The organism is Acidiphilium cryptum JF-5 (assembly GCF_000016725.1).
Lineage (GTDB): Bacteria > Pseudomonadota > Alphaproteobacteria > Acetobacterales > Acetobacteraceae > Acidiphilium > Acidiphilium multivorum.
In genome coordinates, this window is the sequence record NC_009484.1 from 1,200,950 (window position 1) to 1,213,849 (window position 12,900).

Consider the following 12,900-nt stretch of genomic DNA (forward strand, 5'->3'; position numbering starts at 1 on the left):
GCCCGCCGCCGCGCGGCGCGCATGGCTGCTCCCGGAGCCCGCCCCGCCGGGCGCAACAGCGGAGGAACAAGGACGCATGCAAAAGGTTGTGGCAGGAACGGCATCGTTCTGGGCGGCGCATCTGTCGACCATCATCGGTGTCGCGACCGCGCTGCTGATCGGCATCGCCGGAACGGCGGTGGCGCGGGCGGCGCTCGGGATTCTCGTGCGCTGGTCGGACCGGCACGGCCGCACCTTCCGCGCCGCCATTCTCGGGCACCTGCTGCTGCCGGTGGTGATCGCGGTCTGGGCGCTCGCGGCGTATTTCGCGGCACTCGCCGTGGCGACGCCGCTGCACCTGGTCGGGCTGCTCGGCATCCTGCCCGCCGTGCTCAAGGTGTTCATGCTGCTGACGATCGCCTGGGCGGCGCTGCGCGTCGTCGCGGTCAGCGAGAGCGCCTATCCGGCGCATGTCTGGTCGAAGCGGGGCGAGAACCCGGACCCGATGCTGGTGGACGCCATCGGCAAGATCACGCGCATCCTCGTGGTCGCGGTGATCGGGCTGATGATCCTGCGGGTGCTGAACTTCTCGATCGCCAGCCTGCTGGCCTTCGGCGGGGTGGCCGGCATCGCGGTCGGCTTCGCCGCGCAGGGTGTGACCGCCAACCTGTTCGGCGCGCTGGTGGTCTATCTCGACCGGCCGTTCAAGGTGGGCGAGTGGATCGTGCTGCCGGCGCAGAACGTGTTCGGCACGGTCGAGCATATCGGCTGGCGGACCACCACGCTGCGCGGCTTCGACACCCGGCCCTATTACGTGCCGAACCAGATCTTCAATTCGTCGGTCGTGCAGACGCCGCCGCGGATGCAGGCGCGGCAGATCAACACCACGATCTCGATCCGCTACGCCGATTTCGACCGGCTGGCGGCGATCACCGAGGCGTGCCGCGCGCATGTCGACAACCATCCGGACATCGACCAGTCGCTCGGCGCGATGGTGTATTTCGACCAGTACGGCAACCACGCGCTGCAGATCATGATCTGGTGCTTCACCCGCACCGTGGTGTGGAAGGAATCGCTCGCGATCCAGGAGCGGCTGCTGATCGAGCTGGGGCGGATCGTGCGGCAGCACGGGGCGGAGCTGGCGGTGCCGGTCTCGCAGGTGGAGATTACCTCACCGATGCCGATGCCGGCGCCGGCCGAGCCGCCGCGGCACCCGGCGATGCAGGCGCGGTGAGCCGGGGCCGGGCGACGGTCAGGCGCGGGGGCGGGTGACGCCGATCATGTCGCCCTCGCGGACGATGGCGGCGAGCTCGGCCTCGGACCAGCCCTCGGTGCCGGCGGGGCGCATCGGCAGCACCATCCAGCGGTAATCGGCCGTGCTGTCGACGACGCGGATGGCGGTGGCCGCCGGCAGTTCGGTGCCCCATTCGGCGATCAGCCCGCGCGGGTCGCGCACCGCGCGGGCGCGGTAGGCGGCGGACTTGAACCAGAAGGGCGGGTAGCCGAGCACCGCGCGGGGGTAGCAGCTGCACAGGGTGCAGACGACGAGGTGGTGGATGCCCGGCGTGTTCTCGACCACGCCGAGCGGCGGCAGGCCGCGCATCGGGATGTCGAGCAGCTCGGCGGCGCGGGCGCCGTCCGCCAGCATCAGCGCCTTGTAGTCCGGGTCGGTCCAGGCCTTGGCGACCATGCGCGCGCCCTGGGCCGGGCCGCCGCCATCGGTGATGCGGATGCGCTCGGCGATTTCATCCGCCGAGGCGATGGATTTCGCGGCGAGCAGCGACCGCAGGCCGGCAAGCAGCGTCGCGCTGTCCGCCTCGCGCCAGGTCATGCGGCCTCCAGCCAGTGTTCGTAGAGCTCGATCAGGATCTCGTCGCCGGCCGGATGCGGCCAGGGATCGGCGGCGGGCCAGAGATCGGCCTGGCGGAAGCGGACGTGATAGAGTGCGACCGGCTTCGCCGGGCGGGCGAAGGCGAGATCCTCCGGATTGGGAAAGTCGCCGAGATGGCGGACGATTTCGCCGGGGCGGCCGCGCACGTAATGCGGCGTGCGGATGTGGCAGCGCCCGCGCGTCTCCGGCCAGTCGAGCCGGACGCGGACCGGGGTGCCGGCGCTCAGCATCCTGCGTCCCGCGCCGCGGCTTCAAGCGCGGCATCGAGCTCGGCTTCGGCGATCACCCGCTTTTCCAGCAGGATCGCGCAGATCGAGCGGAGCCAGCGCTCGTAGTAGCCGAGGCCGAAATACTGCGCCTCGGGCAGGCTCTCGATGCCGCGGCGCAGCTCGTCGACCGACATGACCTTCTTCTGGCCGAGGATCTGGCGGATGGCGTCGACCTCGCGGTCGAAATCGGTGAGCGCGTGGGGCGAGACGTCGACCGGTTCGCACATGAAGCGCGGCGCGCCGCCGAGATCGTGCATGATGGTGGGCGGGGTGTCGTTCATCGGGCGATGGGATCACGGATCGGCGGCGGCGGCAAGCGGATTCGGTGGCGGAAGCCGGCGCGGCGCGGCGGGCGGGCCGGTCGCGCGATCCGGCTTCCGCCGCTGGTCCGCGCCGGATTTCGGGGCGGGATTTCGGGGCGCGAGGTCAGGGCGAGATGTCGTCGAGCCGGCGGGCGCGGGTGCTGATGCCGAACTGGGCGACCAGCGCCGCCAGCGCGAGGAAGCCGCCGATCAGCAGGAACGCCGCCATGACGCCGAGCCGCGGGATGAGCGGGGCGATCGCGATCATGCCGACGCCGCCGCCGAGATGGCCGATGCCGTCGACCAGGGCGAAGCCGGTGGTGCGCGCGCGGGTCGGGTAGTTCTCGACCGACCAGGCATAGGCGATCGGCACCCAGACGTTGAAGCCGAAGAAGACGATCATCGCGCCGATCACCGAGAGCCACAGCGTCTGCCCGCCCAGCGCGATGAGCACGCCGCCGCCGAGGGTGATGAGGGCCGCCAGCGGCGTCCAGCGCCGGCGCTCCATCCGCTCGCCCCAGACATAGGCGACGATGGCGCAGAGCACGAAGCCGAACGTGCCCATCGCGGTGATCAGCCCGGCCTCGGGCGGCGGGTAATGCAGGGCGGCGAGCAGCGTGGTGAAGCCGGCGGCGAAGGAATAGACCGTGATGTAGGCGAGGAACCACATCACGGTCAGCAGCAGCGTGCGGTTGCGGTAGGTGGCGTTGCGGAAGATCGCGCTGAAGGGCATCGCCTCCTCGCGCCTTGGTGCGGGCGGCAGGCGCTCGGGCAGCGGCGGCAGCGGGAAGATCGCGTGGGCGCGGGCCTCCATGTCGGCGACGACCTGGCCGGCCTCCTCGAGGCGGCCCTGGGCGATGAGCCAGCGCGGCGATTCCGGCAGCTGGAAGCGCAGCAGCACGCCGACCAGCGCGAGGGCCGCGCCGATGAGATACATCACGCGCCAGCCATCCGGAAAACCCTTGCCGGCGAGGGCGAAGGGCAGGCCGAGCGGCAGCGGCGTGGGCGGCGTGGTCAGCCAGAGGCCGAGCCAGATGCCGGCCACCGCGCCGAGGGCGGAGAAGATGAAGATCATCGAGGTGTAGCGGGCGCGGCCGCCGGCCGGGGCGAGTTCGCCGATATAGGTGTTGACGATGGCGAGGTCGGCGCCGATGCCGACGCCGGTGAAGGCGCGCGCGGCGACGAAGGTGCCGTAGGACTGCACGATGGCGGTGAGCGCCGAGCCGATGCCGGTGAGGATCATCGTCACCAGCAGCAGGTCGCGCCGCCCCATCCGGTCGGCCAGCGGGCTGAGGACCAGCGTGCCGACCACGTAGCCGGCGAGATTGAGCAGCACCGGCAGGCCGATATAGGCGCCCGATTTCGCCGGCGTGCAGCCCGGCACCAGCGCCATGCAGGTCTGGATGAAGGAGACGTTGATGTCGAAGATATCGTAGAAGGTGAAGAGAAACCCGATGCCGATCACCAGCGCGTAGAGCCTGGGCAGGGTCCAGTTCGGGATCCGGTCGAGCCGCGCGAGCAGGAGCCCCGCGGTATTGTCGGTGGCGGTCATGGTTCCTCCCGGTGTTTATCGGGCGCCCGGTCTTGCGCCGGGCCGGCGGAAAGGGTGCAGTGCAAGTGAAACGAAAGTCAACCGCGCGGCACGGGGCGCCGCCGCAGGAGGATTGCATCGAATGGCGGACGGGACGGGAGAAAAAATTGGGCTTCACGCCGGGAGCGGCGGCGTGACGGCTTGCCGGAGAGACGGCCGATGACGCTGGTCGTCTCCTGGGTGGAGAGCGCCAATGCGCCGGGGGCGGCGTTTCCGCTCAACAACCTGCCCTGCGGCGTGTTCTCGACCGCGGGCACGGGGCCGCGCTGCGGGGTGGCGATCGGCGATGCGATCCTCGATGTCGCGGCGCTTGAGCGCGAGGGGGTGCTCGATCTCGCGGGGGCGCCGCTGTTCGCCGAGCCGGCGTGGAACGCGGCGATGGCGGCGGGGCCGCGGACCTGGCGGGCGCTGCGGGGGCGGCTCGCCGGATTGCTGGCGGCGGGATCGCCCCTGCGCGACGCGGTGGCGCCGCACCTGGTGGCGCAGCGGGACGCGACGCTGCATCTGCCGTTTCGCGTGGCGGAATATACGGATTTCTATGCCGGGCGGAATCACGCCTTCAACGTGGGCGCGCTGTTCCGCGGGCCGGAGAACGCGCTGCCGCCGAACTGGCTGCACATGCCGGTCGGGTATAACGGCCGGGCGTCGTCGGTGGTGGTGTCGGGCACGGAGTTCCATCGGCCGTGGGGGCAGCTGAAGGGGGCCGGGTTCGAGCGGCCGGCCTTCGCGCCGTCGCGCCGGTTCGATTTCGAGCTTGAACTCGGCGCCGTGGTCGGCCTGCCCTCGGCGGCGGGGCGGCCGGTGACGGTGGCCGAGGCGGACGCGATGATCTTCGGCTACGTGCTGCTGAACGACTGGTCGGCCCGCGACATCCAGGCCTGGGAAGCCCAGCCGCTGGGGCCGTTCCAGGCGAAGGCGACGGCGACGACGATCTCGCCCTGGATCGTGATGAAGGACGCGCTGGAGCCGTTCCGGGTTTCGACGCCGCCGCGCGAGGCCGAGCTGCTGCCCTATCTGCATGAGGACGGGCCGATGCTCTACGATATCGCGCTGGAGGTCGGGCTTGCGCCGGAGGGTGGTGCCGAGAGCGTGATCAGCCGGACGAATTATCGCGAGATGTATTATTCCGCGGCACAGCTGCTGGCGCACCACACCACGGCGGGCGCGCCGATGCGGACCGGCGACCTGCTCGGCTCGGGCACGATTTCCGGCGCGACGAAGGACAGCCGCGGCTCGATGCTGGAGCTGAGCTGGGGCGGGCGCGAGCCGGTCGCGCTGGATGACGGGACGGCGCGCCGCTTCCTCCTCGATGGCGACAGGGTGACGCTGCGCGGGGCGGCGACGGGCGATGGCTACACGATCGGGTTCGGCGAATGCGCGGGCCGGCTGCTGCCCGCCCTCGCCGATCCGTATGCGCGCTGAGACGGGGTGACCGCCGGGGCGATCACCCGCGTCCGCGCGATGGGGTGACGGTGCCGCGCGCTATTCGCCGTGGCCGGTCAGGATCGCGTCGCGCACCAGCTCGGCCTTGGCCGCGATGTCGGCCACCTGCTGGTCGGTCAGCGGCGGCAGGTTGAGGATGGTGTTGACCGCGATCACCGTATCGGTGCTGATCGCGATCGTCTTGTCGGAGGCGGAGCCAAGGAAGATCGCCGCGAGATCGTCGGTGCTCGACGGGGTGACGCCGGTGAGCGCGGTCGAGCCGGAGGAGAGCAGGTTCTTGAGCAGGGAGAGATTCTCGAGCGGGGAGTCGATGCGGGTGACGGCCGCATAGTCGGTCGCGACGATGTTGGCGAAATCGGCCGCCGACATCGAGTAGAGCTGGGCGACGGTGATCTGCGTGCCGTCGGTCAGGGTGATGATGGTGCTGGCGGTCGTGGTCGTCCAGTTGCTGATCACCTCGCTGAAGGCGTGGTCGAGCACCTGGGCCGGCGCGCGGGCGACGCTGAGGCGGCCGAGCTCGACCGCGGGGATGCCCTCCTTCGCCCAGGCCGGGCGGCCGCCGCGCGTGCCGGCCTCGGGCTGGCGCGAATTCTCGCCGCCGCCGAAGCGCGGACCCTGACGGTCGGAGCTGGTGCCTTCCTCGCCGGTTTCGGTGCCGGTCGATCCGCCCTGGCCGTAATGGCCGCGCGTGCCGACGCTGCCGCCCTGCCCCATGTCCTGACCCGAGGTGCCGGGCGCATGGGTGCTGCGGGTGCCGTGGCTGCTCTCGGTGCCATGGGTGCCGCTCGCCGCACCGCCCTGCCCGGCATGGCCGCCGCCGCCCTGGCTGCCGGCGTGCCCGCTGTCGCTCTGCGCGTGGGCGACCGGCATGAGGGCGCCGATGCCGCGCGGGGTCTGCGGCGTGGCGAACGCGAGCGCGACGGCCGCGCCGGCGAGCAGGATCGTGCGCAAGGAGCCGCGCGCTGTCTTCATCTTCGTCATTGTTGCAGTTCCCTTGATGAACGTGGACATGTCGTCACCGGCGCCGCAGCACCTTGCCGTCGGCGCCCCAGTAGCCCGGCCCGGGATGGACGAAATGCTCGCCACCCGTGGCCCCCCCGATGGGGCCGGAGGTCGATCCGTCGGGCGGCGCGGTGAGGCCGCCGTCGGGCGTGGTGCCGCCGGTGCCGGAACCGGTGTCGGTCCCGCCGCCGGTGTCGGTGCCGGTATCGCCGCCGCCGGTGTCACCGCCGCCGTGATTGCCGCCGCCGTGATCGCCGCCGCCGCCGTGGCCGCCGGTGGACTCGCCGCCGCCGAGGGTGCGCCCGGTGCGCTGGCGGTGCCGCAGGGCGCGCTGCGCCGGCGTGCGGCCCTGGCCGTTGCCGCCGCCGGATTCACCGCCGCCGCCCCCCTCGCCGCCCTCGCCGCCGCCATGACCGGCGCCGCCGCCGTAACCGGAGCCGCCCTCTTCGCCGCCGCCATGACCGGCGCCGCCCTGGCCATTGCCGCCCTGGCCGTTGCCGCCGCTCGCGCCGCCGCCGTGCTGCTGGGCGAGGAGCGGGACAGGAAAGGCGACGGCGGCGGCGAACAGGCCGGCCGCGCCGAGGACGATCCGGCGTCGCGTGACCGTATCAAACGTATCGTTTGTGTTCGGGGGGCGCTTGATCATGTCCGGCTCCATTGGCGTCATCCGGCTAGCGCGCGAGGTCGAGGCGCGCGGCCTCGGCGGTGGCGGCGATCTGTGCGGCGGTCGCGCGCGTCGTGCTGACGCAGAGCAGCGCGTTGACGCGGCGGAGCGCGTCGGTGGTGACCGGCACGGTGCTGACCATCGCGAGATAGGTCGACGCCAGGCCGATATCGGGATGGCGCCGTTCGAGCTGCTCCTGATAGCCGGCGAGAAGATCGAGACCGGTGCGCGCGCCGCCGGCGGTGAAGCCGGGGGCGAGTTCCTCCTGCGCGGCGCGCAGGCGCTGGAGGTTGGCGGCGTCCATCCGGGTTTTCGCGGAGAGCGCGCCGAGGCGGAAATTCGAGCACCAGGCGGCGGCGCGGGGATAGACATCGCCGGAGGGCGCGCCGCGATGCGGGGTCGTGGTCTGCGCCGCGGCGAGGCCGGGTGCCGCTAACGGCGCGGCGAGAAGAAGTCCGGCAATGATACGCCACCCGCTTCGGGGCCGTGCACGCATGTTCGGGCGCCTTGACTGTTCCGCCGCCTCACGATGAGGAAGCGTCCGCTGACGGCACAAATATTCGCAATCCGGCATGCGTGCGCTGATCCAGATCAAGTCCCCGCTGCGTCTTTCGGTGTAATCCGTTTTGTCAGGTCGGAGTGGCCGGCGAAGCGACTACGGTCCTGACCATGAGGCGGCCCAGCAGGGTGAACAGCATGTCCGGTTTTCATTTTCGTGCGGCGAGATCACGGGGACTTCGGAGGCGCGCGCGGCCGGCGGTGGAGGCCCGGCGGCTGGCGCTCGCAGCCTTCGCGGCGCTGGCGCTGCCCTGCGCGGCGCGGGCGGAGGCGGTGCCGGCGGCGATTTCGCGGCAGTTCGACACCGCCGCGGAAAGCGGGCCGCGGGCGCTGCTGGACGATCTGGCAAGGGTGCTCGCCGCGAACCCGTCGCTGGTGGCGACGCCGGGGGCGGCCGCCGCACTCGCCCGCGCCGCGGCTTCGCCGGTGCCGGATTTCGTCGGCGCCAACCTGCCGGTCTATCGGGAGATCGAGGCGCGCATTGTTAGTGCCGCGCCGGCGCCGGTGCGCGATGCGGTCCGCCGCGCGGTGGACCGGGAGCTGAGCGGCTATGCCGCGACCGACATCCGCATCATGCCGCCGCTGCCGGCGATGGGGCCGGCGAACCTGCGCCGCCAGCCGCCGGAAATCGGGCCGGCGGGCTACAAGGTTGGCGACTACACGATTTATCCCAGCATCCAGGCCGGGACGTTCTACGACGACAATATCTACGCGACGCGGACGGGGCGGGTTGCCGATGCGGTCGGCACGATCTCGCCGGTGATCGCCATCCAGTCGAACTGGAAGCGCAACGCGCTGTATGCGGAGGTCGGCGCCGACCTGACCGGCTACTGGACGCATGGCAACGAGAACACCGCGGACTGGCATGCGCAGGTCGAGGGGCGGATCGACGTCAATGCCAAGACGCGGGTGGTGCTCGGCGGCATCGTGCTGCACGAGCACGAGGACCGCTCATCGCCCGACGCGGTGGAGGGGCTGACGCCGACGCCGTATACCGAGATGAACGCCTATGCCGGCGTGATCCGCCGCGTCGGCACGTTCAGCATCCGCACGGGGGCGGCGGTCGAGCGGCTCACCTTCGGCAATGTCGAGGGCCTGCACGGCGAGATCAATAATCAGGACCGCGACCGCAACCGCTACACCTTCGGCATCCTCGCGCGCGACGACGCGCGGCCGGGGTTCCGGCCCTATGCCGAACTGCTCGGCGACCTGCGGCGCTACGACACGGTGCCGGACGACTTCCAGTATTTCCGCAATTCGGACGGGTTCCGCGCCGGGGTGGGCGCGCTGTTCCGGCTGCTGCCGAGCCTTTCGGGCGACGCGTTCGTTGGCGTGATGCACAGGGATTATGCGGATTCGCGGTTCAAGACGATCACCACGCCGGCGGGCAGCGCGGATCTGCGCTGGCAGGCCGGGGAGGATACCGCCCTCACGCTCTTCATCGACCGTTCGATCGAGGAGACGACGCTGCCGGGCAGCCCGGCCTATATCTACACGCTGGTCGGCGGGCGCATCGAGCACGCGATCACCGACGATCTGACCGGCATCGCCCGCGCCGCCTTCGCGCGGAGCGACTTCGCGCAGTCGACCCGGTGGGACAACGAGGCGGACATGTCGGTCGGGTTGCGCTACCGGCTGGTGAGCCGGGTGTTTCTCGGCGTCGACTACCGCTACACGCAGCGGATTTCCAGCGACAGCATCTTCAACTTCCGCCGCAACCAGCTCTATGTCGAGCTGACGGAGGAATTCTGAGCCCGCGCCGCCCGGCGGCAACTAACGGCGCGTTTGGGCGATGCGGGCGGTGAGGTATTCGGCGACCTCGTCCATCGTCCGCCGCGCCTCGGGCAGCAGGAGCTGAAAGATCGGCCAGACATGGGGCATGTTGTCCCACAGCCGGATGCTGACCTCGACGCCGGCCTCGCGCGCCCTGGTGGCGAGGCGGGTGCTGTCGTCGCGCAGCACCTCGATCGCGCTGGCGTGGATGCAGAGCGGCGGCAGGCCGGCGAGGTCGGCGTGCAGCGGCGAGGCGAGCGGATCGCGCTCGTCGGCGGCGCCGAGATAGAGCGCGGCGGCGGCGGGCATGGTGGTGGCGCAGAGCATCGGGTCGGCGCGCAGGTTGGTCCGCATGCTGTCGCCGGCGCAGGCAAGATCGGTCCAGGGCGAGAACAGCACGGCGCAGGCGGGCATCGGCAGGCCGTCGCGCTTCGCCGCGACCAGGGTGGACAGGGCGAGGCCGCCGCCCGCGGAATCGCCGGCGATGACGAGCGAGGCCGGATCGCCCCCCGCATCGAGCAGGCCGCGATAGGCGGCGAGCGCATCGTCGAGCGCCGCGGGAAAGCGGTGTTCCGGCGCGAGGCGGTAGTCCGGCGCGAAGACGCGGAAGCCGCGCTTCGCGAAGGCGAGGGTGAAGGGTTTGTGCGTGGCCGGCGAGCAGGCGATGAAGCCGCCGCCATGGATGTAGAGCACGGTGGCGGCGGGCGGCGCCTTCGGCTCGGTCCACAATCCGGGGATGCCGCCGCACTCGCCCTTCACGTAGCGACCGCCGGGCGGCGGCAGGACCGGGGTGCCGAGGGCGCGGCGGACGCGGCGGGCGATGGCCGCCTCGGTGCGGCCGGAGACGTCGGCGGAGAGCTGCGACTTGACGACCGCGCGGATGAGCGGGTTGACGATGTGGGAGGCGAGGCTCGGCATGGCGTTTCCCTTCAGGGCCGGGCGCGGGTGAGTTGGGCGGCGAGGGACGAGGGCATCCCGCTGGCCTGGCGGGCGACGAGTTTCGCGTGGCCGACCGGGAGGAGGCGCTGGATCCAGTCCAGCACGCGGGCGTCGGCGCCGATCAGCACGCGGTTGCGGCGGCGCTCGATGCCATCGAGGATCGCGGCGGCGGCCTTGTCGGCCGGGGTGCGGAGGAGTTTCTCGAACTGCACGAGGCCCTCCGCCGCCGCGGCGGCATCGGTGCCGCGGGCGACGCGGGCGCTGCGGGCGATGGCGGTGTTCACCCCGCCCGGATGGATGACGGTGATGCCGACGCTGGTGCCGGCGAGTTCCTGGCGCACCGCCTCGGCGAAGCCGCGGATCGCGAACTTGCTGGCGCAATAGGCGACGTTGCCGGGCACGCCGACGATGCCGAAGACCGACGAGGTATAGGCGATCTGCGCCGCCGGCGCGCGCTTGAGATGCGGCAGGAAGGCGGTGGTCAGGCGGATGCCGGCCCAGAAGTTGATGTCCATCAGCCACTCGAAATCGTCCGGACCGTAATCGTCGAACGGGCCGGCCAGGGCGACGCCGGCATTGCTGACCAGCACCGTGACCTTGCCGTGGGCGGCGAGCACTGCATCGGGCAGCGCGGCGATGGCGGCGCGGTCGGCAAGGTCGGCGACATGGGTGGTGAGCGGCGCGCGATGCAGGGCGGCGATGCGGCGGCTGACGCCGTCGAGCCCGGCCGCGTCGCGATCGACCAGGGCGAGGCGACTGCCTTTCGCCGCCATCCGCACGGCGAGCTCGGCGCCCATGCCGCTGGCGGCGCCCGTGATGACGGCGACGGCGCCGTCGAGGTTCAGTTTCATCGGCGTGTTCTCACGTGCAGTTGCCTAACGGCTCGTTTGGTAGTCGGCGAGGTCGGCCGCGGCGGTCGCGCGGCGGTAGCCGACGACGGTGCCGGGCCAGAGCGTGGTGTTGCGGCCGTCGGCATCGAGATACCAGCTGCGGCAGCCGCCGGTGGTCCAGACCGTTTTCGCCATTTTCCGGTCCAGCTCCTTCTGGTAGCGGGCCAGCGCCTCGGGCTTCGGCGCCGCCGCCCTGATGCCGGCGGCGCGCATCCGGCGCAGGAGATCGACCGCGTAGCGCACCTGCGCCTCGATCATGATGACGACCGAGTTGTGGCCGAGCCCGGTGTTCGGCCCGAGCAGGAGCAGGAAGTTCGGGAAGTTGGGGACGGTGATGCCCTTGAACGCCTCCATGCCGGTATCCGCCCAGAAGCGGTTCAGCTCGATCCCGCCGCGGCCGACCAGGCGGAGATGGCGGAAGGCGGTGGTGACCTCGAAGCCGGTGCCGTAGATGATGACGTCGGCCTCGTGCTCGACGCCCCCGGCATCGACGATGGAGCGGGCGCGCACCTCGGCCACGGCGGCGGTGGTCAGGCTGACATTCGGACGGGCCAGGGCGGGGTAGTAGTCATCCGACAGCAGGGTGCGCTTGCAGCCCTGGCGGTAGTCCGGCGTGACGCTCGCGGCGAGGACGGGGTCCTTGATCGCGCGGGCGATGTTCCGCCGGCCGAGCGCCTCGCCGGCGCGCTGGGCCCGCCGGTTGCCGAGGAAGCCGAGCACCCGGGCCTCATGCACCCAGAACAGCGACTGGCGGAACAGGCGGCGCATCCACGGATGGCGGGCGAAGCGGCGCTGCCAGAGCTCGGGCACCGGGCGATCGTGCCGGGGCAGCACCCAGGGCGGGGTGCGCTGGAAGACGGTGACATGCGACGCCACCTTGGCGATTTCGGGGATGAACTGGATGGCGGAGGCGCCGGTGCCGATCACCGCGACGCGCTTGCCGGCGAGATCGAGATCGTGCCGCCAGGTGGCGGAGTGGAAGCGCGGGCCGGCGAAGGCCTCGATGCCCGGCAGGTCGGGGATGGAGGGCCAGTGCAGCGGGCCCATGCCGCCGACGAGGACGCGCGCCTCGATCGTGCCGGTGGTGGTGGCGGCGACCCAGAGGCCGCGCGCCTCGTCCCACCGGGCCTCGATCAGCGCCGTGCCGAAGCGGATCAGCGGGCGGAGGGAGAAGCGGTCGGCCACGTCGCGCAGATAGGCGTAGAGCTCGGGCTGGCGGGGAAAGAGGCGCGACCAGTCGGATTTCGGCGCGAAGGACAGCGAGTAGAGATGCGAGGGAATGTCGCACGCGGCGCCGGGATAGGTGTTCTCGCGCCAGGTGCCGCCGACCTCGGCGGCCTTCTCGATCAGCAGGAGATTGCCGAAGCCGGCCTCCTGCAGGCGGATCGCCATGGCGAGGCCGGCAAAGCCGGTGCCGACGATCAGCACGTCGACCCGGGTGACCGCGGCCTGCGCCTCGGCGCGGGGAGAGGCGGCGTCGAGCATGGTTGTTCCTCCGTTCCGGTGGCCGGCCCGCCGATGCGGGATTCGGGCGCGGCGCTAGGGTGTTTGCCCTAATTGGGAAAAGTATTAGGGTGAATACCCTAGTTTGGTCAAGCG

13 protein-coding genes are annotated in these 12,900 nt (G+C 71.5%); 3 read left to right on the forward strand and 10 right to left on the reverse strand.

Annotation, left to right across the window (positions count from 1 at the left end):
* The first annotated feature begins 76 nt into the window (after positions 1–76).
* Positions 77–1,213, forward strand: a complete 1,137-nt coding sequence (locus ACRY_RS07830) for a mechanosensitive ion channel family protein (protein ID WP_011941971.1) — start codon at positions 77–79, stop codon at positions 1,211–1,213.
* A gap of 18 nt (positions 1,214–1,231) precedes the next feature.
* Here the strand turns inward: ACRY_RS07830 and ACRY_RS07835 are convergent, their stop codons facing one another.
* From ACRY_RS07835 to ACRY_RS07850, 4 genes are all read right to left on the reverse strand, one after another.
* Entirely contained in the window at positions 1,232–1,810 is a 579-nt protein-coding gene (locus ACRY_RS07835) for a nitrile hydratase subunit alpha (protein ID WP_011941972.1), read from the reverse strand.
* The gene (locus ACRY_RS20395) at positions 1,807–2,100 is read right to left on the reverse strand and encodes an SH3-like domain-containing protein (RefSeq protein ID WP_007422656.1); all 294 of its coding nucleotides are present in this window, start codon (positions 2,098–2,100) and stop codon (positions 1,807–1,809) included. Before ACRY_RS20395 ends, ACRY_RS07835 begins: the two co-directional genes overlap by 4 nt.
* Complete coding sequence (locus tag ACRY_RS20400; RefSeq protein WP_011941973.1) at positions 2,094–2,420, reverse strand: SH3-like domain-containing protein; 327 nt, start codon at positions 2,418–2,420, stop codon at positions 2,094–2,096. Before ACRY_RS20400 ends, ACRY_RS20395 begins: the two co-directional genes overlap by 7 nt.
* A 145-nt stretch (positions 2,421–2,565) precedes the next feature.
* The gene (locus ACRY_RS07850) at positions 2,566–3,993 is read right to left on the reverse strand and encodes an MFS transporter (protein WP_011941974.1); all 1,428 of its coding nucleotides are present in this window, start codon (positions 3,991–3,993) and stop codon (positions 2,566–2,568) included.
* A 198-nt stretch (positions 3,994–4,191) separates the two neighbouring features.
* On the opposite strand from ACRY_RS07850, the gene fahA reads away from it, so the two are divergent.
* Complete coding sequence (gene fahA, locus ACRY_RS07855; protein WP_011941975.1) at positions 4,192–5,454, forward strand: fumarylacetoacetase; 1,263 nt, start codon at positions 4,192–4,194, stop codon at positions 5,452–5,454.
* 60 nt (positions 5,455–5,514) lie between these two features.
* On the opposite strand, the gene ACRY_RS07860 is transcribed toward fahA, so the two are convergent.
* Genes ACRY_RS07860 through ACRY_RS07870 form a run of 3 tightly spaced genes read right to left on the reverse strand, consistent with a single transcriptional unit; the run spans position 5,515 to position 7,637 of the window.
* Positions 5,515–6,456 carry a hypothetical protein gene (locus ACRY_RS07860; RefSeq protein ID WP_011941976.1) on the reverse strand — a complete coding sequence of 314 codons (942 nt, stop codon included), beginning with the start codon at positions 6,454–6,456 and terminating at the stop codon, positions 5,515–5,517.
* A gap of 34 nt (positions 6,457–6,490) precedes the next feature.
* Complete coding sequence (locus ACRY_RS20405; RefSeq protein WP_011941977.1) at positions 6,491–7,123, reverse strand: hypothetical protein; 633 nt, start codon at positions 7,121–7,123, stop codon at positions 6,491–6,493.
* 25 nt (positions 7,124–7,148) lie between these two features.
* A complete protein-coding gene (locus tag ACRY_RS07870) occupies positions 7,149–7,637 on the reverse strand; it encodes a hypothetical protein (RefSeq protein ID WP_231295374.1) in 489 nt (162 codons plus the stop codon).
* Between the two features lie 200 nt (positions 7,638–7,837).
* On the opposite strand from ACRY_RS07870, the gene ACRY_RS07875 reads away from it, so the two are divergent.
* Positions 7,838–9,451, forward strand: a complete 1,614-nt coding sequence (locus ACRY_RS07875; RefSeq protein WP_011941979.1) for an outer membrane beta-barrel protein — start codon at positions 7,838–7,840, stop codon at positions 9,449–9,451.
* A 21-nt stretch (positions 9,452–9,472) separates the two neighbouring features.
* Here the strand turns inward: ACRY_RS07875 and ACRY_RS07880 are convergent, their stop codons facing one another.
* Genes ACRY_RS07880 through ACRY_RS07890 form a run of 3 tightly spaced genes read right to left on the reverse strand, consistent with a single transcriptional unit; the run spans position 9,473 to position 12,786 of the window.
* Positions 9,473–10,390 carry an alpha/beta hydrolase gene (locus ACRY_RS07880; protein ID WP_011941980.1) on the reverse strand — a complete coding sequence of 306 codons (918 nt, stop codon included), beginning with the start codon at positions 10,388–10,390 and terminating at the stop codon, positions 9,473–9,475.
* An 11-nt stretch (positions 10,391–10,401) separates the two neighbouring features.
* Positions 10,402–11,262: an SDR family NAD(P)-dependent oxidoreductase gene (locus ACRY_RS07885; protein ID WP_011941981.1), complete on the reverse strand. Its 861-nt coding sequence runs from the start codon at positions 11,260–11,262 to the stop codon at positions 10,402–10,404.
* Positions 11,263–11,286: 24 nt separating this feature from the next.
* Complete coding sequence (locus ACRY_RS07890; protein ID WP_007423163.1) at positions 11,287–12,786, reverse strand: flavin-containing monooxygenase; 1,500 nt, start codon at positions 12,784–12,786, stop codon at positions 11,287–11,289.
* Positions 12,787–12,900: the final 114 nt, after the last annotated feature.

Bases quoted from the DNA above. Each gene is read 5' to 3' on its own strand.
- ACRY_RS20395 (WP_007422656.1), bottom strand. From the start codon at position 2,100: ATGCTGAGCGCCGGCACCCCGGTCCGCGTCCGGCTCGACTGGCCGGAG.
- ACRY_RS20400 (WP_011941973.1), bottom strand. From the start codon at position 2,420: ATGAACGACACCCCGCCCACCATCATGCACGATCTCGGCGGCGCGCCG.
- ACRY_RS07890 (WP_007423163.1), bottom strand. From the start codon at position 12,786: ATGCTCGACGCCGCCTCTCCCCGCGCCGAGGCGCAGGCCGCGGTCACC.
- ACRY_RS07860 (WP_011941976.1), bottom strand. From the start codon at position 6,456: ATGACGAAGATGAAGACAGCGCGCGGCTCCTTGCGCACGATCCTGCTC.
- ACRY_RS07835 (WP_011941972.1), bottom strand. From the start codon at position 1,810: ATGACCTGGCGCGAGGCGGACAGCGCGACGCTGCTTGCCGGCCTGCGG.
- ACRY_RS07875 (WP_011941979.1), top strand. From the start codon at position 7,838: ATGTCCGGTTTTCATTTTCGTGCGGCGAGATCACGGGGACTTCGGAGG.
- ACRY_RS07830 (WP_011941971.1), top strand. From the start codon at position 77: ATGCAAAAGGTTGTGGCAGGAACGGCATCGTTCTGGGCGGCGCATCTG.
- ACRY_RS20405 (WP_011941977.1), bottom strand. From the start codon at position 7,123: ATGATCAAGCGCCCCCCGAACACAAACGATACGTTTGATACGGTCACG.
- ACRY_RS07885 (WP_011941981.1), bottom strand. From the start codon at position 11,262: ATGAAACTGAACCTCGACGGCGCCGTCGCCGTCATCACGGGCGCCGCC.
- fahA (WP_011941975.1), top strand. From the start codon at position 4,192: ATGACGCTGGTCGTCTCCTGGGTGGAGAGCGCCAATGCGCCGGGGGCG.
- ACRY_RS07880 (WP_011941980.1), bottom strand. From the start codon at position 10,390: ATGCCGAGCCTCGCCTCCCACATCGTCAACCCGCTCATCCGCGCGGTC.
- ACRY_RS07870 (WP_231295374.1), bottom strand. From the start codon at position 7,637: ATGCGTGCACGGCCCCGAAGCGGGTGGCGTATCATTGCCGGACTTCTT.
- ACRY_RS07850 (WP_011941974.1), bottom strand. From the start codon at position 3,993: ATGACCGCCACCGACAATACCGCGGGGCTCCTGCTCGCGCGGCTCGAC.